Below are 21,699 nucleotides of genomic sequence, written 5' to 3' on the forward strand. Positions count from 1 at the left end.
CGACAAGGATAAACGCCATGACCATTTACACGGCAGATGCGGCCTTCGACTTTCCCGACCTTGATGGGGAAATCCAGAACATTATCGATCTCCTCTGCGCGCATAATATGGAACATGAAGCCCGTGATGACGGATCATTGTTCACATCGCCGCTTGGCACCGCACTTCTGGTTTCCGGCAATGAAAAGCTTCATATCCATGTCGAGGCGACCGAACCGTTATCTTTTAACCGCCTCAAACATGACCTGACCATTCTGATTGATTTCATTACCCAGCCGGACGCCATTCAATTTGACTGGTCCGGCGATGCCGTCGGTACCACATTGGCCCCTGATCTCAGAATCATCGAGGTTCTCCATATCTCCCAGCCAAGTGCGAAAATGCGCAGAATCCGTTTTCGCGGGGAAAACCTCGAACGATATGCCGCTCCCGATCAGATCCATTGTCGCCTGATGTTCCCCAACACCCATACGCCGCACAGCCTGTCCGCATGGCCAAGGCTCGATGACAACGGCAAAATTGTCTGGCCCCAGACCGGTAAACTGGAATCCCGTATCTATACAATCCGCAAAATCGATACCGCGACCAACACGCTTGATATCGATTTTGTCCTTCATGATGCTCCGGGCCCCGGTATTTCCTGGGTAAACAACGCCCGGCCCGGGGATGTTGTCGGCATGTTTGGACCGGCGGGAAATGGTCCCAAACCGGCTGGTCAGTATCTCCTGATTGGGGATGAAACCGGGCTTCCGGGCATCGCCCGCATTCTCGAAGGCCTTCCGGCCAATGCTTGCGGCAATGCCTTGGTTGAAGTTTCCGATATATGCGAAAAACAGGATATTCGTCACCCCGAAGGCGTTCAAATTCACTGGCTGTATCGAAACGGCGCCGCGCCCGGGACAACAACACTGCTCCTCGACCGGCTCCGCTGGCTCGACCTTTCCGCGCAGCCGGAATCACTGTTTTGCTGGGTCGGCACCGAATATGTATCCTTTCGCGACATCCGGTCCTATCTGCGCACGGAAATCGGCATCCCCAAATCCCGTCTGGTCGCATTCGCCCATTGGCGACGCGGCATGAGCGAAGAAAACGTTATTGCTGCTGGCCCTGAACAAACCTGATCCGTTTACCCGCCCCGGCCCGGAACACAGAAAGATCACAGACTCTCTGCCAGGCTGGTCCTGGCCTGGGACTGACGCTGCGGATGACATCTCGGTCAATGATCTTTACCGCCGGAACCATGACCAAGACATCCGGGCAACCGCCAAGCGATAGCCGATGCGACAGCAGAACACACAACCCAAAACCGGAAGTCCGGCCTCCCGGAAGTCCGGGCAGCCCCGTGCCTCCCCCAACCTCAAAAACATTCCGCATCGGCTTCACGGCACGCTCCGATCACCTCCGGCAATGGCAACACTTCCCACTACCGATGGAGCCCGGACACACTTCGGGCGCACGGGCCCCGACCGGTCCACCATCGTCGGGTCACAGATTACCGCTGCCCGCTGCTGCCATCGCTGCCACTCCCGGCAGATTTAACTTATCCCTCCTCAACAAGACGCAGCTCTCCCGTCATGACAAATGACCGGGTCAGTCCCCTTAGTCCTTGGGCAGAATCCCGCCGTAACGGCTCCGCCATCAGCCGCCCCATATCCTGCGGGTCACCTCGCCGCCCTGCCCGTGTCTCTGTCTCAGTCCGTCTCTTTGCCGCTGCATCCTGATCACCTCTTTCATCCAGCCCCAAACGCAAAAACCCGCAAGGCTCAAGGCCTCGCGGGTTTCGGTCCGGGCGCTTTTCTCCCGTTGACTTTTATCTTATGCCACAAACAAAAGAACAAATCAAGAACTTTTTTCGAAAAATCTGAAAAACTTTATATATGCCCCAGGGCTGCCCCCAATTCGTACGCTTGAAATTGACAATTGAAATCTGGTTCCCCTTAGGAAAGGGAATTGCCGTATGGCACGGATTTAATGCTGCAGAATGAATAAGTTATTGCTCATTTTCTTCTGCTTGAAGGGCGTGGATTGATCAGCAGAACAGCGATCTAACAGCATATTTCACATTATTTAAACCGTTACGCGGCCCAATTTAATTGCGAATGAGTATTATTTTTGATAACTCAACAAGTATCGGATCATTAGAGTCAGGTTTTCGGTTTGGCAATAACCGACATCAAAACGCTATTCCTTTCCCATCAAAGGGAATTGCAGATTTATCTCACTCGCCTGTTGCGCGACGCTGATATTGCTGTGGATTTGACACAGGAAACATTCCTGCGGGTTACCGAACACGCCCGGCAGAATAAATCGAATGATGTGACGCATGTACGCTCCTACCTGTATCGGGTTGCCCACAATCTTGCCGTGGACCATGTTCGTGCACAAAAGCGTAACCCGGTGAATCGGGCTGATGACAGCAATCTGGGAACGATCCCTCACAATGCCCCCTCGCCAGAACAAATTGTCGGCGATCAGTCTGAACTTGATTTCGTGCGGCGTGCCCTTGATGAACTTCCCGAAAGGACGCGCAATATCTTCGTGCTGGTGCGCGTAGATGGGCTTACCTATCATCAGGCTGCCGAGAGACTTGGTATCTCCGACAGTTCGGTCCAAAAGCATATTGCCCGTGCCATTGCCCACGTCATGGCACGGCTGGGCAAGAAAGGCGTGTGATCTGGTGCAAAATTTTTTAGCCTTTTCTTGTACTTTGAACGTCCTAAAGTTATGGACCAAATGAAACAGCGATTTTCGGGCGTGGACCAGTAACGTGAATCAAACGCAACAGACGCAGGAAAGCATTGATCTTTGTGCCGCCAACTGGGTTGCGCGGATGATTGACGGCGGCCTGAATGATGCAGAACACAAAGCTCTTGATGCCTGGCTTGCACAATCCCGTTCCCACCAGCAAGCATTTGCCGATGCCAATCACGCACTTGCGATGATGGATGCCAGTCTGTTTTCTGACGGCGTAAATGCGGCGCAAAGCTCTATGCATGAGGCAGACAGGCAGAACGCCCAAATCCGGCCATTTCCGGTAATTACAGGCAAAGGCAAAAAACCGCCTCGCACAGGTATCGGAAAATGGGCCGCGATTGCGATGGCAGCCTGTCTGCTCATCGCACTGTTTTCCGGCAGGGTGCTGATGGGTGATCCGGCTTTGGTCTGGGGGGCAGATTATCATACTGCACCTGGCGAAATCAGGACGATCACCCTTGACGATGGCAGCAAGATAACACTTGGCCCCGATAGCGCCATTGACGTCAAATTCAGTGAACAGGAACGACGGATCGAAATTTTTACCGGCCTCGTCGACTTTCAGGCAGTTCCGATGGAGAATGCCGGTGATCGTCCCTTCGTCGTGTCCACCGGCGACGGTATCGCACGCGCTTTAGGGACCCGTTTTGTCATCGACAAATTCGATGATTATGCGTCGGTCTCCGTATTGCAACACAACGTGAAAGTCAGCCTGACAAACGGCGCGCGCCCCACAAAATCGCTCGTTCTGAGCGCCAATGAGGCTGTCAGATACAGCCGATATTCACTTGAAGATATCTATCCCGTCAATTCGGACCGTGTTCTGAGTTGGCAAAAGGGCAAGCAGATCTTTGACCGGGTTGCCTTGCGTGAAGTGGTTGCCGAGTTTTCCCGATATCAGCATGGAAAAATCCTGATCGCCAATGAAGCCGTTGCACGAAAGCGTGTCAGTGGTGTTTTCGACATGAGCGATCCACAAATCGGGCTGGACCTGATTGCGACAGAGCTGTCTATCCGCAAGGTTTCCATCACACCGCTGCTGACATTCCTTTACTAAATCGGACGCCCAGTCTTCCGGAAAAGCCGCATTTCGGCCATTTCCCGACCTTCCTCCTGAAGAAAAACAAAAAATAGAAATTTATCTTACTGAATCAGAATGCAAATCCCGTCTCACCTAGCATCAGCAAATGCAAATCATTTGCGTTATTAAGAAAATATCGAAGATGGGGGTCTGCATAATGCAGGTAAATAAAGCCGGCAAAGCCCGGTTGGCAAAAGGTTTGGCATATCAGTTGATATGTGGTGCAAGTTTGTTTGCACTTGCTGCCGGGTTGATCGTTACGGGGGTTCCAGCCACGGCGAAAGCACAACAGGACAATACGTCGGTAAGCAGTGCAACACCGATGGAATTTTCAATCCCGTCACAGGACCTTAATCAGGCGCTGTTGACTTTTGCCGATCAGGCAAATTTGCAATTGTTCTACGATCTGGACCGTGTCGACGGTTTGCAAAGTTCGGAACTGGAAGGCAGTTACACGCCTTCTGATGCACTTAAAGTCCTGCTGCTGGGTAGCGGTATGACCTATCGGTTCACGGGCGAGAGCACTGTTTCCCTGTCAAAGATGGAAACTTCCGATGTGGATGCGTCGACTGTTGTTGATCCGGTCTATGTCGAAGCAAATGCACAAAGCTCAAGCGAACTGGCGCATGGTTACGTCGCAACAACCAGCAGTTCGGGAACCAAAACCAGCACTCCCCTGATCGAAACCGCCAAAAGCATCTCGGTCGTGACCGAACAGGAAATTGAAGACCGCGCAGTCGCCAGCATTGAGGATGCAGTCGCCTATACCGCAGGTGTCGCAACCAATAATTACGGCTATGATCCACGCTTCGATCAGGTCTATGTCCGTGGCTATCCGGTTCATATCTATGGCGATTATCGTGACGGCCTACGGCAGATGACAGGTGTTTACGCAACCTTCAGAACCGAACCTTACAGCCTTGAACAGCTTGAGATCGTGAAGGGCCCGACGGCGGCACTATATGGCCAGACGACACCCGGCGGCTTGCTAAATAGCGTCACCAAACGCCCGCACAAAGATGCCAAAAACAACGTCTATGGACGTTTCACCGACACGGAATCCTATGAAGGTGGTTTCGACTATAATCTGGATATCAGCGAGAATGGCGAATGGGCTTCGCGATTTGTCGGCATGGCGCGTTATGGCGAAACAAGCAATGACATCCAGGATGATCGCCAGATGTTCGCGCCAACCATTCGCTGGCAACCCAATGAGAACACGGACCTGACCGTTTATACCCTTTTACAACATGACGAGACGGACGCATCTGCGACATTGCTGAACCTGAATGGCGAAGTCCTTGACTATCGTACCAGTGACGCAGATTACGACTATCAGAAGCAAGATCAGTTTCAGGTCGGCTATGAACTCACCCACCATCTGAACTCCGTGCCGGTCACCCTGGCTCAAAACACCCGATTTGGTTATTTTGACCTCACGGCCCGCTATCTCACCGGGGGCGTTGCCGGGGCTGGCTGGAATCCTTCTGACGCCAACGAATATCGACGCGTGGCGCAGGCCGTCCAGGAAACGCTCTGGAGCGCACAGGTCGACAATCAGGCAATTACCAGCTTTGAAACCGGAGAGGTTTCTCATGAATTGCTGACCGGTCTGGATTTAATGTACTCGAAATCCGATTATCGATTTGGTTCAAGTGCGGTGCTGAGCGACTACAGCTTCTATCTTGATGACCCAAACAGATCAATTTCCGGCAGCACGCCTGCCTACACGACATTGGATGATGTTACTTATAACCAGACAGGCGTCTATGTTCAGGATCAGCTGGAATACGGGAACTGGCATTTCAATGGCGGCGTTCGTTTCGACTATGCAGAGCGCAAGCGCATCAGCCGCCTGACAAATACCGGCTCAACAGACTACAACACCGCAACGACTTTTAATGCCAGCGCACTTTACGCGTTCGATAACGGTGTATCGCCCTATGTCAGTTGGGGCACTTCATTCCTGCCAAGCACCAGTCAGGATATCAACGGCAAGATGCTCACCCCGACCGAAGGTGAACAATATGAAGTTGGCGTCAAATACGAACCAATCGGGTTCGATAGTTTAGTCACCGTATCTGCCTATCGGCTGACCGAGGACAATGTTGCCCGCTATGCAGGCTACAGTGCCACAATTGGTTCGTATTATGAGCCTATCGGCAAACTTGAATCACGCGGGCTTGAAATCGAAGGCAAGGCAAATGTGACCGAAAGCCTGAGCCTTGTTGCAAACTTTGCCTATAACAATGCCAAGATCGTCAAAGGCTCCTACCGTGGCAACACGCCGCTCGTAACGCCGGAAAAAACCGCATCGACCTGGGTGGATTACACTTTCCAGAGCGGACCTCTGAGTGGCTTCGGACTTGGCGTTGGTGTTCGCTACATCGACTCAAGCTATGCCAACTATACCAACACCAGCAAGAACAAGTCTTACACACTGCTTGATGCCGCAATCCGATATGACTTCGGTGCGGTCAGCGACAAGCTTGAAGGCCTGACACTCGCCATCAACGGCACCAACCTCGCCGACAACAAAGCCGACATTTGCAACAACGGATACTGCTACCAGAACGAGGGGCAGACCATTGCAGCAACATTAAAATACGACTGGTAACCGCGCATCCCGGGGCGCAATACCGCGCCCCGGGTCCGTTTTCCGCAATCCGCGTCCAACGCGGATTTTCTGCATTTCCAAGAAACTGGTTCATCGCCATGGATTTGTCTGACCGCCCCGCCGTTCTTGCCATGCAGGACACCCATTTCCAAACATCGGAGGGCTCAATCCTTCTTAAGGAAGTCTCCGTTACATTTCGGGCGCGCAGCCTGACTGCAATTGTGGGCCATAACGGTTCTGGTAAATCGACGGCCCTTAAAATGCTGGCTGGGCTGAACAAACCATCGGGGGGGACCGTCACCCTTGATGGCGAAAATATTGCAAGCTTTGGCACACGCGAATTTGCAAAAAACGTTGCCTATCTGGCACAGGATCCCGGCGACGGCGCAGATTACACCGTCGAGGAACTGGTCGCTCTGGGACGGTATCCCTGGCACGGACCATTCGGGCGATTACAGGACCACGACAAACAAGCAATCGAACGTGCCATTGCTCTGACCGGGCTGGAATCATTACGTCAACGTGCTGTCCACACCCTGTCTGGTGGAGAACGGCAACGTGCATGGATCGCAGTCACGCTGGCCCAGCAGGCACCTTGCCTGCTTCTGGACGAGCCAATTTCAGCACTCGACCTTGCCCATCAATATGAAATCCTGCTTTTGCTTGCAGAACTCAGCAAGCAAGATGGCTTGTGCATCATCGCCGTTTTGCACGATATCAATCTGGCTGCGCGCTTTGCCGATCAAATCGTTGCCTTGAAAAATGGCCATCTGATTGCGGATGCATCCCCTCAAACCATTATGCAGCCCAATATTCTGCGCGATATTTTCGGCATCGACATGCTTGTCCAGCCCCATCCAACCAATGGGCATCCTGTTGCCTTGGCCAATGTGTGACGGGACGAATTTCAATGCATAAACCAATCCATTTATATTCACGCCGATCATTCCTGCGCCTTGTCACGCAGGCATCGATTATATCAGGATGCGGTTACGCTTTATCCGGCCTGATGGCAGAAACCACATCGGCGGCAGTTCCCAAACGCATCGTGATCGCAGACGGCGCAATCAGCGAAACGGCACTGGCGATGGGGATTGTTCCGTTAGCGATGGCCGATATTCCGGGTTATCGGGCATGGGTGCAGGAACCGGCTGTTCCAGATAGGGTCATTAACCTTGGCGCACGTTTCCAGCCAAGCCTTGAACGTCTGGCACAGCTTAAACCTGATCTGATCCTGACCAGCAGCTTCTATGCAAACCAATATGCCAGCCTACGTGATCTGGCACCGATTGAAAAAATCGACATTTACAGCAGCAGCAAAACCCCGTTTTCAAATGCGGTTACCGCAGCACGCAAAATTGGCGACGTCACCGGTCACCCGAACGCCGCCGATAGACTGGTTGCTGATACAGCTGCGCGAATTGAACATGCTGCCCGACAACTTTCAACTCCAAAAGCCCGTTCGGTTTTGATTACCAGCATGCTGTCCCCCAGACACATGCGTGTATTTGGCCAAAACAGTCTGATGCAGGATGTTATTGCGCAACTCCCCATCCAGAATGCCTGGACTGGCCCAACCAATCATTGGGGGTTTGCGACCGTTTCGATTGATCAGGTCGCGCAATATACCGATGCCGCAATGATTGCCATCGAACCGGTGCCTGACAATGTTGACCGGGCAATTGATCACAGTCCCATTCTTTCCGAACTTCCACCGATCAAACGCTACGGGCTGATCAGGATGCCCCCGATTGCAACATTTGGTGGCCTGTTTGCCGCCGGTCGTTTTGCCGACCTGCTGGCAAAGTCGCTTACCCAAGCCACGCCGGAGAATGCCGAGGCGACATCATCATGACAACAACATTGCGTAACCACCCCGCATATCTGGGCACCATACCGACGACGATTTTCATTGCAGCTTTGCTGCTAAGCGCCCTTTCACTGTATATCGAAACGGGAAGCCTGAACCCTGCAATAGTTTTCGATCTTGCATCTGCGTCGGGTACACAATCCTTGTTGCTAACCCATGGCTGGGTGCCAAGGTTTTTGATCTCCTTTGTCGCCGGTGCAGGTTTGGCGACGGCCGGTGCACTGTTTCAGCACACCCTCAAAAACCCGTTAGCGTCACCGTCCACACTTGGCCTTGCTGGTGGGGCAAAACTGTTTCTGACACTGGCAACACTGTATGTTCCCGGCGCACTTGTCATTGGCCACGATATGATTGCCCTGCTGGGTGCTTTAGTGGTCGGTATGTTGGTTTTTGCCTTGGCCCGACGTAGCGGTTTCTCGCCGTTGGTGGTGATTCTGACGGGTATGATCATTGGGCTTTATTGCGGGGCTGTGACCACCGCCCTTGCAATCATTCATCATGAATGGCTCAAAAGCCTGTTTATCTGGGGCAGCGGTGATCTTACTCAGGATGGCTGGTACATTTTGAATCCGCTGACCATCAAAGTCGCGATCGGGATGGTCGTTGCAATTATGCTGGCCCGCCCGCTTGAGATGCTGAACCTGAATGATCATCAGGCAACGGCCCTTGGTGCATCACCGGCCCGACTGCGTATGCTGTGCCTCCTGATCGGCTGCTGGCTGACGGCAGTTACCGTTGCCGCAGTTGGTATTGTCGGTTTTGTTGGCTTGGCTGGTCCCGCAATCACACGCATGATCGGTATAAGACGCCTGCGCCACAAACTGATCGCATCTGCACTGTTTGGAGCTCTACTGCTTTGTGCCGCCGACCAAGGAGTACAGGTCCTTTCGGGTCATCTCGGAACTCTTGTTCCTGCAGGGGCCTTGACCGGTGTTTTCGGCGGGCCATTACTAATTATTCTCATAAGGCAACTACGTGCCAATTCCCCACCATCACGCAGCACAACAGCAATCCCGACGAAGGATAGGAGCCTTCGGCAAAGCAGAATGATCCTTAGAACTTGTGTCCTGCTGGCCATTGCGGGTGCGATATTCATAGGACGTGACGTAAATGGGTTCTGGCAACTTCAATGGACAAATGATCTGCAAACTGTCTGGCCATGGCGTGGCCCGCGCATTTTGGGGGCAATCGCGGCTGGAACAATGCTGGCAATTGCCGGAACCGTCTTGCAGCGCATGACAGCAAACCCGATGGCCAGCCCCGAAAGTCTCGGTGTTAGTGCCGGGGCGGCAATTGGCATGATCGCCATCATCTTTGCGATTGACGCACCATCTGTGTGGCTTCTGATTTCCGGGGCCGCAATTGGCGCATTCGTGACACTGGTTGCGATTTTTGTCCTGACGCGGAAATCGGGATATGCACCGGAGCGCATTCTTATTGCCGGAATTGCAATCGGAGCATTATTTGATGGTTTCATTGCATTCCTGATGGCAGGTGGCGATCCACGTGCCGCACGCCTTCTGGCCTGGAGTTCGGGGTCCACTTACGGGCTGGGCTTCGACCGTGCCACTATTCTTGCAATCGTTGCTGTTACCGCCCTGCCAATCCTGCCTGCGCTTGCACGCTGGCTTAATCTATTTCCGCTAGGCCCCATCACCACAAAGTCGATGGGTGTGGACCTGTCGGTGTCACGTGGCAGCATGTTGCTGTTCGCTGCCATTCTGACGGCCGCGGCAACATTGCTGGTAGGGCCGCTCAGCTTTGCCGGCTTGATTGCCCCACATCTTGCGCGATTAGCCGGGTTCCGCCACGCGCTTTCACATAGTATCGGAGCTGCTTTTATCGGTGCCGCCCTGATGGTGAGTGCCGATTGGCTTGGACGGATGTTGTTCTTTCCGTGGGAAATACCTGCTGGCCTGATGGCTGCGATCATTGCCGGACCGGTTCTGGTTTGGCTTCTTATGCGTATCGGACAAACCTCATCATGATGTCAGCACCACACAATCAATCGAACCTGCCGCCGCGGCAGCCCTCCATCAACGGGACAGAAAGCAAACTGCTTTCGGAAATCAAGGCTCAGGTTTTTCAGGGCCCCTATCAGGGGCTCGGCGAACGTCATCACGTTACTGCCGACGCCAAGGCCGGTATTGACTGTTTTGACTTGCATGATCCCGAATGCCTTTCCCCGCTGCTGGATCACTATTGCAAGATGAAATATCCCAATGATGATCGTCGTGCCGCGGTTTCGATGTGGTCACAGTGGTATTTCGGGCTTCTTCTATCGCCTATGCTGGTCATGGGTGCCTGGGGGGAAGTAGTACTGCCGTTTCAGGCTGGCTTTGTCAGCATGAAGTCAGATGACGTCAATTGCCCGGTGGGGTTTGATTTAACCGACAGGCACGTTCGCCAAACGGTCACCGATCCTGTGGCACCTTGTTCATGGGCACATTTTGATGATCTGATCTCCATGCATCTCACCCCTCTGATCATGTCGCTTTCAACCTCATCAAAGGTTTCCCCCAAAGTATTCTGGTCAAATGTTGGCGTGTTAATTGCCTATGTCGAAAAACACGTTCTCAAGGACAGCCGTATCTCGCTTGTACCGCTGATCAGTGATGCAAAACGCCCCGACGATATGCGCAACCCTCTGGCAAATCCATACAGCACCAAACAATCAGAAGATGGCAGTCTTTCCAGGCGTGTCTGTTGCCTGCGGTATTTGCTCACCAGTGTCAAAATATGCCCCACCTGCCCGCTCGCAAAACTCTAGAAATTCCACAAGCCCCTTGCATAACTGCGTTCACTTTCCGGACACGCAGTTTTCCTTACTGAAAGCGATCAGAAATCCCGTCTCATGAATCATGAGGCGGGTTTGGAGCACCATCAGGCCCTGCTCAAAAAACAAAAGATGTATCGACCTCACGGAGAGTGCAAAGCCACGTCCCAAATTTGCAAGTGACTATTAATTTCACTTACGAGCAAACCAATGGAGACTATTGGAAAATGCACCTATCAAACCGACTTGAGCCGAAATCCTTTGAGCACAAACAGAGACACGAACTGCTGATCAAAACCCGGGACATTGAAGGAAAGCTGCGTCGCATTGCCCAATCCATCGTCAAATGCCCACATCTTGCAGATGATATTGTTCAGGACACATATGCCAAACTTCTAACTATACAGATTGACGAGGAAGTCTCCACGCCAAGTGCATTTATCACCCGCATTGTACGCAACATGGCCATTGACAAGGTGCGGCAGATGACATTTGAACGCAGCCTGTTTTCAGGCAGTGACCAAACCGAGTTCTGCCCGGCAGGTACTGCCAATTGTCCGGAAGCACGACTAAGCGGATGTCAGGCCCTGCGCGTCATTGAACACACCTTGCAGGAACTGCCGCCCCATGTTCGCAATGCTTTTTATCGCCACCGTGTCGATGGGTATGCGCAAAACGTCATTGCCAGAGATATCGGCGTTTCAAAGGCATCTGTCTGCGCCTATATTCACCTGGCCGATCAAAGTTGTCGCAAGGCCCTGCAAAATGCCGAACTGGTGCGTCCCGCCTGATTGGTAAGGAGGGATCGGCAGCCGGGATAAAAACTATTTATCCCGGCCGCTTGCCGATCAATTATCACACCATACTATCCCCACGCCTGAACCACAGCGCCATCTGCCACATGCGTCCCATCTGCAACCCAATCGACAATTGGCCGGTTTTGATCGAGATCGAACACATTCTGCCCCATCAGTGCATTGACGATCTTCGCACTGCGCCATGCCATCAGGCTGAGCTGTGGTTCAAAGATTCCCAGATCAATACGCCCGGCATTTTGAACGAAGATGCTACGATCAGCCGGGCCATCCCAACAGGCACGAAAATCCGCATCAAGCCGGTAGGCACCAGACACACCTTCTTCAAGACGTGGGCGCAATGGTGCCATGAATTCCGGCAAGGCCGTTTCATACCCTGTTGCAAGGATCAATGCATCGACATGGAAGAATTCAACATCCTGATTTAGGCCGTTGCGCGCCGCTATCCTGAAATCTTCCCCATCATGCTGAACCTGAAAGACCTCACGTTGCGGCAACAATCGCGCAATGACGTTACCCTCATCAAGATATCTTTGCCGATAGATCAGCTGATAGATCGACTTCAATGTCGAAAGCGAAGCCCCGTCACTTGCCAGCTTCTGGCGCGACATAAGCTCCTGCTTCCGGCTATCGTGCAATCTGGCAAAGATATCAGCATATCCGGGGGTGAAATATTCATTCACAAACGGCGTATCATCAAGTGGCTCAAAATTATCCCGCCGTGACAGCCAAAGGACTTCTTCCACATTCCCGTCATTTCCGCCAAGCAGATACTCCACAAGCTCCGCCCCGCTCTGACCACCGCCGATAACCGCGACCCGTTTGCCATGCAAATCAGGCAATCGCGATTTTGCCTGGCTTGTATGGAAACATTTCTCAACCGGCAGATGACGTGCCCAACCGGGCACAAAAGCAGGCTTTCCGATGCCAATTGCAAGATTGCGCGCCACATAGGTGCCATTGTCTGAACGCACCTGGAAGTCATTGCCGTCAAATTCGACTTCCCGCACCGCATTATTGAACAGAAGCCCGCCAAGATGATCCGCAACCCATTTCAGATACGCTGCAAACTCCCGACGCGGTACGGCTGCAAAATCGGCATTCATGAAATCAAGCATACGTTTCTGGCTGACCATGTAGGACAGAAACGACCATTTGCTTGTCGGGTTGGTAAGGGTCACAAGATCCTTCAGGAAAGATGTCTGAAGTTCAACACCGGGCAGCATCATGTCGGGATGCCAGGCAAATTCAGCCTTTTGTTCCAGAAATGCATATTTCACATCGCGAACGTCATCAAGTTGTGCCGCAAGACTAAGATTGAAAGGACCAATCCCGATCCCGACCAGATCCAGCTTATCCATCTTCTGAGTCCTTCTAATTGCCTGAAAATTCGGAGCTGACTGTCTGTTCAAACGCACGTTGCAAACGTCGTCCAAACAGTCTGTGAAATGCAGGGTCACCAATGATGGTCAAATGGTCTGTGCCAGGAATGTGTTCTGGTTGCTCGGCCCGACGTGACAGGGCCTGCCAGTCAATGAGATCAAGCTTGCGACTTACGGTATCACCTGCCAGCCAGGATGCGATTGGTGCGTCATAAGGAAGAAGTTCATGGCGCCGAAAGACAAGGGCATTATCAATCAGCACCCAAAAAGTGTGCTCCCGTGTCCCAATTCCTGGACCATCTATCGGAAGGCCAAATTCGCTTTTACCGACGAAATGGACAAACTGCGCATAGGCAAGATCATCCATCAGCGCCAAAAGGCGTTCCCATTCCTCGCGCATTGCGGTTTGTTGTAGCCAGCGGCGAATGTTGCTTTCGATCTCCTCACGCTCCCCCGGTTGGAATTTTGGTCGGGCATTCAGATCAAAATCATCATCCATGTCACAAACATCGACCATACCGATCAGACGCAGATCAATATCGCGGCCCAACATCCGGGCGGCTTCATAGGCAAGCAAGCCTCCCCACGACCAGCCAAGAAATGCACAGGATCGTCCTTTGGCCTCGCGATGCACGATCTCGGCATAGCGTGCGCTAATGTTTGATACAGAAACGTCAAGTTCCTGACTGTCTGAAAGCGAATGGCACATGAACCCCACAGCCGATTGATCCGCACCAAGGCTTTTAACCAGCTTCATATATTCACGCGTGCTGACCAGAAGCCCCGGAAAACAATAAAGAACGGGCTGCTCTGGCCTGCCTTTCTGCAAATGCACAATGTCAGCACCCGGTTTGCATTCCGGTTCAAAAAGCGCCGTCAGAAAGGTTCGGACTGTCGGGAAATTGAAAAGATCGGTGATTTCAGCATTTCTATCCGGGAACTGTTCACGAATCTTTCCCAGCACCCGAAGAGCGGTGATCGAGTTTCCCCCGATTTCAAAAAAATTATCGCTAACGCCAATGTCATCAAGTCCCAGTGCCGATTTCCAGATCGCAAGCACAGCGATCTCATCATCATTTGCAGGAAGCGTTATCGTACCTTCCCGACGTGGCAGAGGAAGCTGTGCCTTGTCGACCTTGTGATTGGCATTGAGCGGAAGCATCGTCATCTCAATGATGTAACCAGGCACCATTGAGCTTGGTAAAAGCTGCTGCAAGCGCGCACGAACTGAGCGGGTATCAACCGACGCACCCGATCGCGGAACCACATAGGCAATCAGTTCAAGCCGGGATGCAACATCCGCCGCGATAACCACGCAGTTGGCAACATCATCAAACCCGCGCAGGACAGTTTCAATTTCCGCTGGTTCAATCCGATGACCACGGATTTTGACCTGATCATCGACACGTCCGGCAAACTGGATCATGCCGTCTGGCAAGAAACGCCCCAGATCACCGGTGCGATACATCCGCGCGTCATCGGCAAGCGCAAATTTGTCATAAACAAAAAGGCTGTCGGTCTTTTCCGGCAAATTGTTATAGCCGCGTGCCACACAATATCCACCAAGATGGATTTCACCGATCTCGCCATCGGCAACCGGATTGCCATCACCGTCAAGGATATAGGCCCAACGATCACCAACCGGACGCCCGATCGGGGCGGTTACTGTCTCACAAAGCTGATCCTGATTAACCCGCCATAACATTGGGGTCATCACCGTTTCGGTCGGGCCGTAACCATTGATCAGATAGCGTGAATTGATCGCACGAGCGATGCGATTGAAGGTTTCTTTTGGCATTGCCTCGCCACCAAAAGAACAAAGCGTCAGATCAAGTGTCTGTTCCTTTTCTCGTAACCAGCCGGCCAATTCATGAACGTAGCTTGTCGGAAACGATGCATGCGTAACGCCGTGATTGCGGATCGCACCGACCGTGTCTTCAGGTGTCCAGAGAAGCTGATCTGGCAACAGAATGCTGCCCCCGGCCATCAGCGGGACAATCCATCGTTCGTGGCCACCGTCCGAAGAAAAAGGAAGAAATGGCAGTTCCCGCGATGTTTCATCCATAAGATAAAGCGGACCAGTCGCGTTCAAATGATCAACGAGAGGACCGTGATCAACCATCACGCCCTTTGGCTTTCCTGTCGAACCAGATGTGTAGATGACATAGGCCAGTTGATCTGCACTCGGTGTTGTAGCTTCAAACCGGACTTCCTCTGTCCCGACATCTTCAACCAGAACGGCTTCAAGATCATGGTTGCCCAAGCTTGCCAAACCATCGCGGCTGGTTACGGCGAAGCGCGCACCGCAATCAGATAGCACATGCCGGTTGCGGGTTTCGGGATGCTGTGGGTCCACCGGAACAAACGCACCACCCGACTTCCAGACCCCCAGAATGGCGGCAATCGCCATCGCTGACTTCGGCAAAACAACAACAACAACGTCACCAACCCCAACACCCCTTGCCACAAGCGCATGTGCAATCGCGTCTGAGGTTTGCTTCAAACGTTTGCGCGACCAGTCATCGTTCGTCGCCAGAATGACTGTCCGGTCCGGATCGCTTTGGCAAAAACGGTCAATGACTTCATGTGGATACCCCGTCATGGGCCAAGGGGCCTCTGCCCAAGGTAATCCATTCGTAATCAAGTGCTGGTCTGACTTGGAAAAGGGCTTTGTAGCCAAATCAAAAGAAGCGGCAGATACCGCCTGAGAACCGTTCATGGTCGTCTCCATGCTGACAAAGCAATTATTGCATTTGCAGGGGAGACGATCCGTTCGGATGTAAATTCAGTTTTTTCTGCACGCAAACGCAAAAAAGATCACTGAACTTCCTGCCCTCTCACTCGTCCGGACTAGAGCAAGATAATCGGCCCCGATGGGCTGGTACCATGGAAACAAGGAGTCCCGGACATGAATGTCATGACACAAGAAAGCCCAACACAATCCTCGATGAAAACATTTCAGATCAAACACTTCCAGCAGGTGGGCAGGCGGCATTCCGTAGTCGAAGGTGGGCACCTGCACCTGTCTGGCGAAAACGAGAATCACGACTTTTATTTTACACTGACATCAAATCAGATCGTCCTTGATGATATCGCCAGTATGACTTTATGTGTTCTTGACCAATATGGTTTGGCTGCTTTGGCCGAGGCGCTTTTTGCCGTTCATCCGGCACGCTATGAAATCCGCCTTCCCAATCAACTTGATCCTGACTGGCTTAGCCAGATGGCCCGAAGTGGATTGATTACTCACACTGCAGGCGACAATACCATCTATTCAGGTGACCTATACCAACTGTCTCTTAACTGGCTGGAGCATCCTGAAAGGAATAGCTTTCCGCTACGCTACACCTCAACGAATGGCCGTCGCCATCCGGTTCGTCGACCAAGCGCGCACCAGACGCTCTATTCCCGCTACATTCCATGGATCAATAAAACGATCCGTTTTGAACTGGCTGATCCAACGCGCCACCTTGGGTATTTCCATAAATGGATGAATGACCCACGCGTAGATGTTTTCTGGGAAGAATCTGGCACGAAAGCAAAGCATCAGACCTTCCTTGAGAATCGACTGAATGATCCCCGAACCGAACCGCTTATCGGATTTTTTGACGATGCCCCTTTCGGGTATTTCGAACTCTATTGGGCACAGGAGGACCGGCTGGGCGAACACTACGCGGCGGAGGATTTTGATCGTGGCTGGCATGTTGCAATCGGCGAGGAAGCCTTTCGCGGCAAGGAGTACCTCACAGCATGGCTGCCATCACTGATGCATTATATGTTTCTTGATGATCCTCGCACCCAGCGGATCGTCGGCGAGCCCGACGCTGGTCATGACCAGCAAATCCGCAATCTTTTACGTTCAGGCTTTGCTGGTCTCAAACAGGTTCGCTTCCCGCACAAAACATCTCTTTTGGTGATGCTACTGCGTGAACGGTTCTTTGATGACCGGCTTCATGTTCCGGACTTTGTTCGTAACGAGGATATATCCTGATGCGTAAACGCGAACTTCCGGACCTGAATGATCCTGCGATCATGCGTTTGATTCTGCGACTGGCCTTGCCTTCTGTAGCGGGGCTTTCGATCAATGCGATCAATCAGGTTGTCGATGCCTTTTTTGTCTCGCATTATGCGCTCAGTGCCATGGCTGGTGTAACGCTCTCCATCCCGTGCTTCATGCTTGTCGGTGCCATTGGTCATGGATTGGGTATCACGGCCTCAACCGAAATTGGTCGTGCGCTTGGTCGTGGAAATGCAAATAATGCAACTCGTGCGGCTTCACTCGCATTGGCACTGGCGATCATATTCGGAATTATCGTTGCCACCCTGATCTTCCTCTTTCATGTTCCGATCCTGCATATCCTTGGTGCAAGCGGTGACGCCTTTGGTGAAGCTGCAATCTATATGCGGATTCTTGGTGCCTGCGCCATCTTGGTACTTTTGCAGATCGTATGTGATTTCATTGCAATAGGCGAAGGCAACAGCCGGTTCTCCATGTACACCCTGATCGGATCGTTTGGTCTGAACATGACCCTTGATCCGATCCTGATTTTCGGGTTTGACATGGGCGTTGCCGGCGCGGCCTGGGCAACCGTTATCTCGCAGGTCGCGGCCCTTTGCGCATATATCTATTACTTCCGCAAACGTCTGGGCCATGTGCATCCAGCGGTATCGGCTCTTCGTCAACTGAAATGGCGACCTGCCCTTTATCCTTTCGCAAAGCTTGGCATACCGGCAAGCTCGACGACTATACTTGCATCCGTTTGCTTTGCCATTTTGATGCAGGCGGCAAACGTTCATGGAACCGAGGATGAACTGGCCGGACTGGCCATTTCTCTTCGCATCGTGCTGCTGGCAATCCTGCCAATCATCGGCTTTTGCCTTGGAGCACAACCGATCCTGAGTTATGCGGCCGGTGCTCATAATCAAAATCGCTTTGATGCCGTTTTCAAAGGGATCGTTCTTTATTGCACCAGTTTTTCGTTCAGCTGTGCCGTTATTGCATTTCTGTTTGGTGACCTACTGATTACGGCATTTGTTGATCGTACAGATCTTGTCGAATTTGGAGGGCATCTGCTTGATGTTCTCGCCATCCAGATCGCATGCATCGGGATCTACCAACCAATGGTGTCGCGGTTTCAGGCCGCCAACAATGCCCGACACGCAGCGATGGTAAGCATGGCCCCACAAGGTTACATACAGATCCCACTCGCCATCCTTTTACCAACGGCCATCGGGTTTGACGGAATTGTCATAGCACCTGCACTTGCCGCTGTGCTGACGACCCTGCTTGCGGTTTTCCTTACCTTTTCGGGGATCAGATCACTTCCCATCAAGGAGCTTTCATCATGAATGAACTGCCCTCAAAGCCATTGAGTATACATCAGGGCGAAACACGGCATTTGGGTGCGCATGACCCAAATTATGAACGACACTTCCGTGCTGTTTCTCAACCGATTTATCAAACATCCCTTTTCGCATTTCGTGATTTTGACGACATGGCAAATGCCTATGCCGGGAATCCTGGTGGACCGATCTATGCCCGTGGCGACAACCCGACTGTCATGGCCTTCGAACGCGAAATCGCCAGGCTGGAGAACACCGAAGCCTCCCGGGCGTTTGCCAGTGGGATGGGTGCTATCAGCGCAACGGTCATGGCCCTTGTTGTACCAGGTGATCGAATTCTGACTGTCCATAATGTCTATTCGGATGCCTATCGCCTGTTTGAAACGATGCTCAGACCAATGGGCGTCGAAATTGACTATGTCGATGGCAAAGATACCGATGCCGTTATTGCCGCTATTACGAATGCAAGGTTACTGTTTCTGGAAAGCCCGACATCGCTTACCTTCGAGTTACAGGACCTTGAAAAGCTCGCCTCTGCTGCGAAGTCAAACGAGGTCATTACGGTCATTGATAATTCTTGGGCGACACCTTTTTTTCAAAAACCTGCGGATCACGGCATTGACCTTGTCATTCATGCCGCATCAAAATTCCTGTCAGGACATAGCGATACCGTGGCAGGCGTTGTTACAGGACGACAATCATTGATCGACCGCATCAACGGATCGACCTTCCCCTATCTTGGTGGAAAGCTTGGACCGTTTGAAGCATGGCTTCTTCTGCGTGGGCTTGATACCCTCGAACTGCGGATGCAAAGGCACGCCCTGAACGGAGAATATCTGGCCAGAAATCTTGCCGAGCATCCACAGGTTTCATCCGTGCTTTATTCCGGTTTCAGTGACCACCCCGGGAATAAAACCCTGCACGGTCATTCCAGCCTGTTTTCGATCATTCTTGATGACGCCGTTGATATCCGGACTTTTAGCAACGCACTTCGAATATTTCGCCTGGGTGTCAGTTGGGGCGGCCCTGAAAGCCTCGTCGTGCCTGCGGCTGCGGTACTTCATCAGAAATACGATGTCAGCGCGTTCCGTCACTTCAAACTCAACCCGCAACTTGTCCGCATCTATGGCGGACTTGAGAACCCCGAAGACCTGCTTGCCGACCTCAAACAGGCAATTGCCGTCGCTCTGAAACGGTAGACGCAGGCTTTTCAGAGCGACCAAAAGCAAAGGGCACCAAGACGGCGCCCTTTTCGTTCTTTGCCAAACAGACAGAACTAACTGCTGCTCACAGAAACCTCAATCCGCCGAGATCCGGGGCGGGCCAACAACGCCAGTATCCGCTCAAGAGGGCCGCGCGATGTCACCCTGAACCAGACTTGCGCAAACACAACCCATCCCAGATACATCACCAATGAAATCCACAGGCAGTCGATCAAACTGACCTGATTGTGTAATCCTGCACCATATCCAAAAAATGCAAGTCCCATGATCAATGACATGCCAAGATAAATGGTCAGTGACATGCGCCCTGCCGGTGCAATGAACGATGTCAAACCGGCACATGATTTCGACATGAATCCTCCCATCGCCACTGACACCAGAACAAGAGACAGCGGTACAGCGAAAAGAGGACGCAAAATCAGGGTCATCATAAAGAAGCGTTCTGGTTCTGCTGATGCCGGCAAGGCGGCCAACACACCATATACCACGCTACCCAGAATTGCCGGGATGACAGCAAACGATGCAATCAAGCGCAACCTGGCAATCAGAGCATCAAATCCAAGCGCATCACAATATCGTGCGGCGGCCAGCCCGCCACACATCGCTGATGCCACCAACAGATAATTGCTCCAAAGACAGTAAAGCTGGAACCCGCTCCAGCTATCAAGCCGGACGGCCATGACATCGGCAAAACTTCCCGACGCCAACACTTCGGAGAGCGGTATGTCGGGTGCAATATAAGGTGCAGGATTTATGATCGTGTTTACACCAAACATGGCATTGCCAATAACAGCCAAAGCCCATAGTCCGACGGAATAGATCAGAAGAGTACGGACCGAATGATTGCGTACAAAGATCAACAACAGACCAATGAAGGCATAGGGTAAAAGAATGTCTGCTTCAAACAGCAGCGTAAGGTTCACCAGGCCAAACAATGCCAAAACCGCGAGACGTCGAATGTAGAATGACAGACCGTAACGTTGAAACTGTTGAAAAGCAGCAAAACCAAACAGCGCAGAAAAGATCAGGATAAACTTGCTTTCAAATAGCCCCTGAATCACACCAGCAGCGATGGCATTCGCCCAAAGTGGCGTTGCATCCTGCCATGCCCCACCGGCAAAGCCATACGTGATGGCAAAAAATGGCAGATTGACCACGAGTATCCCAAACAGGGCAAACGCACGAAGTGCATCAATTGACGGTTCGCGTTGCTTGAACATTTATCTTTCCTTTGATGATAACGCGTTAAAGGAAAGACGTTTGGGACATCTGCAAGTTCAGGCTAAAGACGGTCGCTATATCTCAAAGCGAGAGCGCATCTCTATCTTTACGATCAATTTCGTTACGTGAACAGTAGAGCTACCGATCAATATAGCCCCGAATTGAGGCAACCATCCCTAAAGCAAATAAAATTCGCAACTCGTAAACCGTAACCTATGAAACAAAACACCCCGCTCGACTTTCACCGAACAGGGTGTTTTGATCTAGAGCATTGTTATATCTCGCACAGGAGCGAATTATAACAGAAGTGGTTGCGGGGAGAGGATTAGCGCTCGCGCTGCTCGCTCAGCTCCGGCCAATGGCCTCCGCAAAGAACCTGGCAAACAGGCTTGGCCTGTTTGCGGGTTCAACATCCGTCATCCCCGAAGCCAAAACGACAAAACCCCGCCGGATAGCGGGGTTTGATCGTTTGGTTGCGGGGAGAGGATTTGAACCTCTGACCTTCAGGTTATGAGCCTGACGAGCTACCGGGCTGCTCCACCCCGCGTCAGGGTGTATTAACCGGTGGGTTAAATAGATAACGCCGCATCATGAAGTGAGGCGGCGCTGGATGTTTT

Annotated in this window: 15 protein-coding genes and 1 tRNA gene; 12 read left to right on the forward strand and 4 right to left on the reverse strand. The window is 52.2% G+C overall.

Going from position 1 to position 21,699, the window contains the following annotated elements:
- The first annotated feature begins 17 nt into the window (after nt 1-17).
- From SMB34_RS10105 to SMB34_RS10145, 9 genes are all read left to right on the forward strand, one after another.
- Nucleotides 18-1,121, forward strand: coding sequence for a siderophore-interacting protein (locus tag SMB34_RS10105; RefSeq protein WP_007091349.1), 1,104 nt, complete (start codon nt 18-20; stop codon nt 1,119-1,121).
- A 1,036-nt stretch (nt 1,122-2,157) separates the two neighbouring features.
- Nucleotides 2,158-2,673, forward strand: a complete 516-nt coding sequence (locus tag SMB34_RS10110; protein ID WP_007092393.1) for an RNA polymerase sigma factor — start codon at nt 2,158-2,160, stop codon at nt 2,671-2,673.
- A 94-nt stretch (nt 2,674-2,767) separates the two neighbouring features.
- Complete coding sequence (locus SMB34_RS10115) at nt 2,768-3,811, forward strand: FecR family protein (RefSeq protein WP_037989764.1); 1,044 nt, start codon at nt 2,768-2,770, stop codon at nt 3,809-3,811.
- Between the two features lie 346 nt (nt 3,812-4,157).
- A complete protein-coding gene (locus SMB34_RS10120) occupies nt 4,158-6,452 on the forward strand; it encodes a TonB-dependent siderophore receptor (protein ID WP_158526694.1) in 2,295 nt (764 codons plus the stop codon).
- Nucleotides 6,453-6,550: 98 nt separating this feature from the next.
- On the forward strand, nt 6,551-7,348 hold the full coding sequence (locus SMB34_RS10125; RefSeq protein WP_037989767.1) for an ABC transporter ATP-binding protein: 798 nt from the start codon (nt 6,551-6,553) through the stop codon (nt 7,346-7,348).
- A 14-nt stretch (nt 7,349-7,362) separates the two neighbouring features.
- Nucleotides 7,363-8,307, forward strand: a complete 945-nt coding sequence (locus SMB34_RS10130) for an ABC transporter substrate-binding protein (protein ID WP_051682230.1) — start codon at nt 7,363-7,365, stop codon at nt 8,305-8,307.
- Nucleotides 8,304-10,310: a Fe(3+)-hydroxamate ABC transporter permease FhuB gene (gene fhuB / locus SMB34_RS10135; protein ID WP_051682231.1), complete on the forward strand. Its 2,007-nt coding sequence runs from the start codon at nt 8,304-8,306 to the stop codon at nt 10,308-10,310. Before SMB34_RS10130 ends, fhuB begins: the two co-directional genes overlap by 4 nt.
- Before the next feature lie 221 nt (nt 10,311-10,531).
- A complete protein-coding gene (gene fhuF / locus SMB34_RS21135) occupies nt 10,532-11,092 on the forward strand; it encodes a siderophore-iron reductase FhuF (RefSeq protein WP_167332758.1) in 561 nt (186 codons plus the stop codon).
- A gap of 158 nt (nt 11,093-11,250) precedes the next feature.
- Nucleotides 11,251-11,889 carry a sigma-70 family RNA polymerase sigma factor gene (locus SMB34_RS10145; protein ID WP_156962662.1) on the forward strand — a complete coding sequence of 213 codons (639 nt, stop codon included), beginning with the start codon at nt 11,251-11,253 and terminating at the stop codon, nt 11,887-11,889.
- Nucleotides 11,890-11,963: 74 nt separating this feature from the next.
- On the opposite strand, the gene SMB34_RS10150 is transcribed toward SMB34_RS10145, so the two are convergent.
- A complete protein-coding gene (locus tag SMB34_RS10150; protein ID WP_037989781.1) occupies nt 11,964-13,274 on the reverse strand; it encodes a lysine N(6)-hydroxylase/L-ornithine N(5)-oxygenase family protein in 1,311 nt (436 codons plus the stop codon).
- A 13-nt stretch (nt 13,275-13,287) separates the two neighbouring features.
- A complete protein-coding gene (locus SMB34_RS10155) occupies nt 13,288-15,897 on the reverse strand; it encodes an amino acid adenylation domain-containing protein (RefSeq protein ID WP_051682232.1) in 2,610 nt (869 codons plus the stop codon).
- 306 nt (nt 15,898-16,203) lie between these two features.
- Here SMB34_RS10155 and SMB34_RS10160 point away from each other — a divergent pair, with 306 nt between their 5' ends.
- From SMB34_RS10160 to SMB34_RS10170, 3 genes are read left to right on the forward strand one after another with little or no spacing between them, the layout of a single operon-like run.
- Entirely contained in the window at nt 16,204-17,286 is a 1,083-nt protein-coding gene (locus tag SMB34_RS10160; RefSeq protein WP_037989783.1) for a GNAT family N-acetyltransferase, read from the forward strand.
- Complete coding sequence (locus SMB34_RS10165) at nt 17,286-18,644, forward strand: MATE family efflux transporter (protein ID WP_051682233.1); 1,359 nt, start codon at nt 17,286-17,288, stop codon at nt 18,642-18,644. The genes SMB34_RS10160 and SMB34_RS10165 overlap by 1 nt, the downstream gene beginning before the upstream one ends.
- Nucleotides 18,641-19,837: an aminotransferase class I/II-fold pyridoxal phosphate-dependent enzyme gene (locus tag SMB34_RS10170; protein WP_037989784.1), complete on the forward strand. Its 1,197-nt coding sequence runs from the start codon at nt 18,641-18,643 to the stop codon at nt 19,835-19,837. The genes SMB34_RS10165 and SMB34_RS10170 overlap by 4 nt, the downstream gene beginning before the upstream one ends.
- A gap of 77 nt (nt 19,838-19,914) precedes the next feature.
- On the opposite strand, the gene SMB34_RS20650 is transcribed toward SMB34_RS10170, so the two are convergent.
- Nucleotides 19,915-21,081: a DUF418 domain-containing protein gene (locus SMB34_RS20650; protein WP_051682234.1), complete on the reverse strand. Its 1,167-nt coding sequence runs from the start codon at nt 21,079-21,081 to the stop codon at nt 19,915-19,917.
- 471 nt (nt 21,082-21,552) lie between these two features.
- Nucleotides 21,553-21,629 (reverse strand) — tRNA-Met (locus tag SMB34_RS10180).
- Nucleotides 21,630-21,699 lie beyond the last annotated feature (70 nt).

It is taken from the genome of Thalassospira permensis NBRC 106175 (assembly GCF_000714555.1).
In the GTDB taxonomy this organism is placed as follows: domain Bacteria; phylum Pseudomonadota; class Alphaproteobacteria; order Rhodospirillales; family Thalassospiraceae; genus Thalassospira; species Thalassospira xiamenensis.

What these genes read in the sequence shown, in the direction of transcription:
- SMB34_RS10105 (WP_007091349.1), top strand. Translation starts at nt 18, where the DNA reads ATGACCATTTACACGGCAGATGCGGCCTTCGACTTTCCCGACCTTGAT.
- SMB34_RS10120 (WP_158526694.1), top strand. Translation starts at nt 4,158, where the DNA reads ATGGAATTTTCAATCCCGTCACAGGACCTTAATCAGGCGCTGTTGACT.
- SMB34_RS10125 (WP_037989767.1), top strand. Translation starts at nt 6,551, where the DNA reads ATGGATTTGTCTGACCGCCCCGCCGTTCTTGCCATGCAGGACACCCAT.
- SMB34_RS10130 (WP_051682230.1), top strand. Translation starts at nt 7,363, where the DNA reads ATGCATAAACCAATCCATTTATATTCACGCCGATCATTCCTGCGCCTT.
- fhuB (WP_051682231.1), top strand. Translation starts at nt 8,304, where the DNA reads ATGACAACAACATTGCGTAACCACCCCGCATATCTGGGCACCATACCG.
- fhuF (WP_167332758.1), top strand. Translation starts at nt 10,532, where the DNA reads ATGAAATATCCCAATGATGATCGTCGTGCCGCGGTTTCGATGTGGTCA.
- SMB34_RS10150 (WP_037989781.1), bottom strand. Translation starts at nt 13,274, where the DNA reads ATGGATAAGCTGGATCTGGTCGGGATCGGGATTGGTCCTTTCAATCTT.
- SMB34_RS10155 (WP_051682232.1), bottom strand. Translation starts at nt 15,897, where the DNA reads ATGACGGGGTATCCACATGAAGTCATTGACCGTTTTTGCCAAAGCGAT.
- SMB34_RS10160 (WP_037989783.1), top strand. Translation starts at nt 16,204, where the DNA reads ATGAATGTCATGACACAAGAAAGCCCAACACAATCCTCGATGAAAACA.
- SMB34_RS10165 (WP_051682233.1), top strand. Translation starts at nt 17,286, where the DNA reads ATGCGTAAACGCGAACTTCCGGACCTGAATGATCCTGCGATCATGCGT.
- SMB34_RS10170 (WP_037989784.1), top strand. Translation starts at nt 18,641, where the DNA reads ATGAATGAACTGCCCTCAAAGCCATTGAGTATACATCAGGGCGAAACA.
- SMB34_RS20650 (WP_051682234.1), bottom strand. Translation starts at nt 21,081, where the DNA reads ATGTTCAAGCAACGCGAACCGTCAATTGATGCACTTCGTGCGTTTGCC.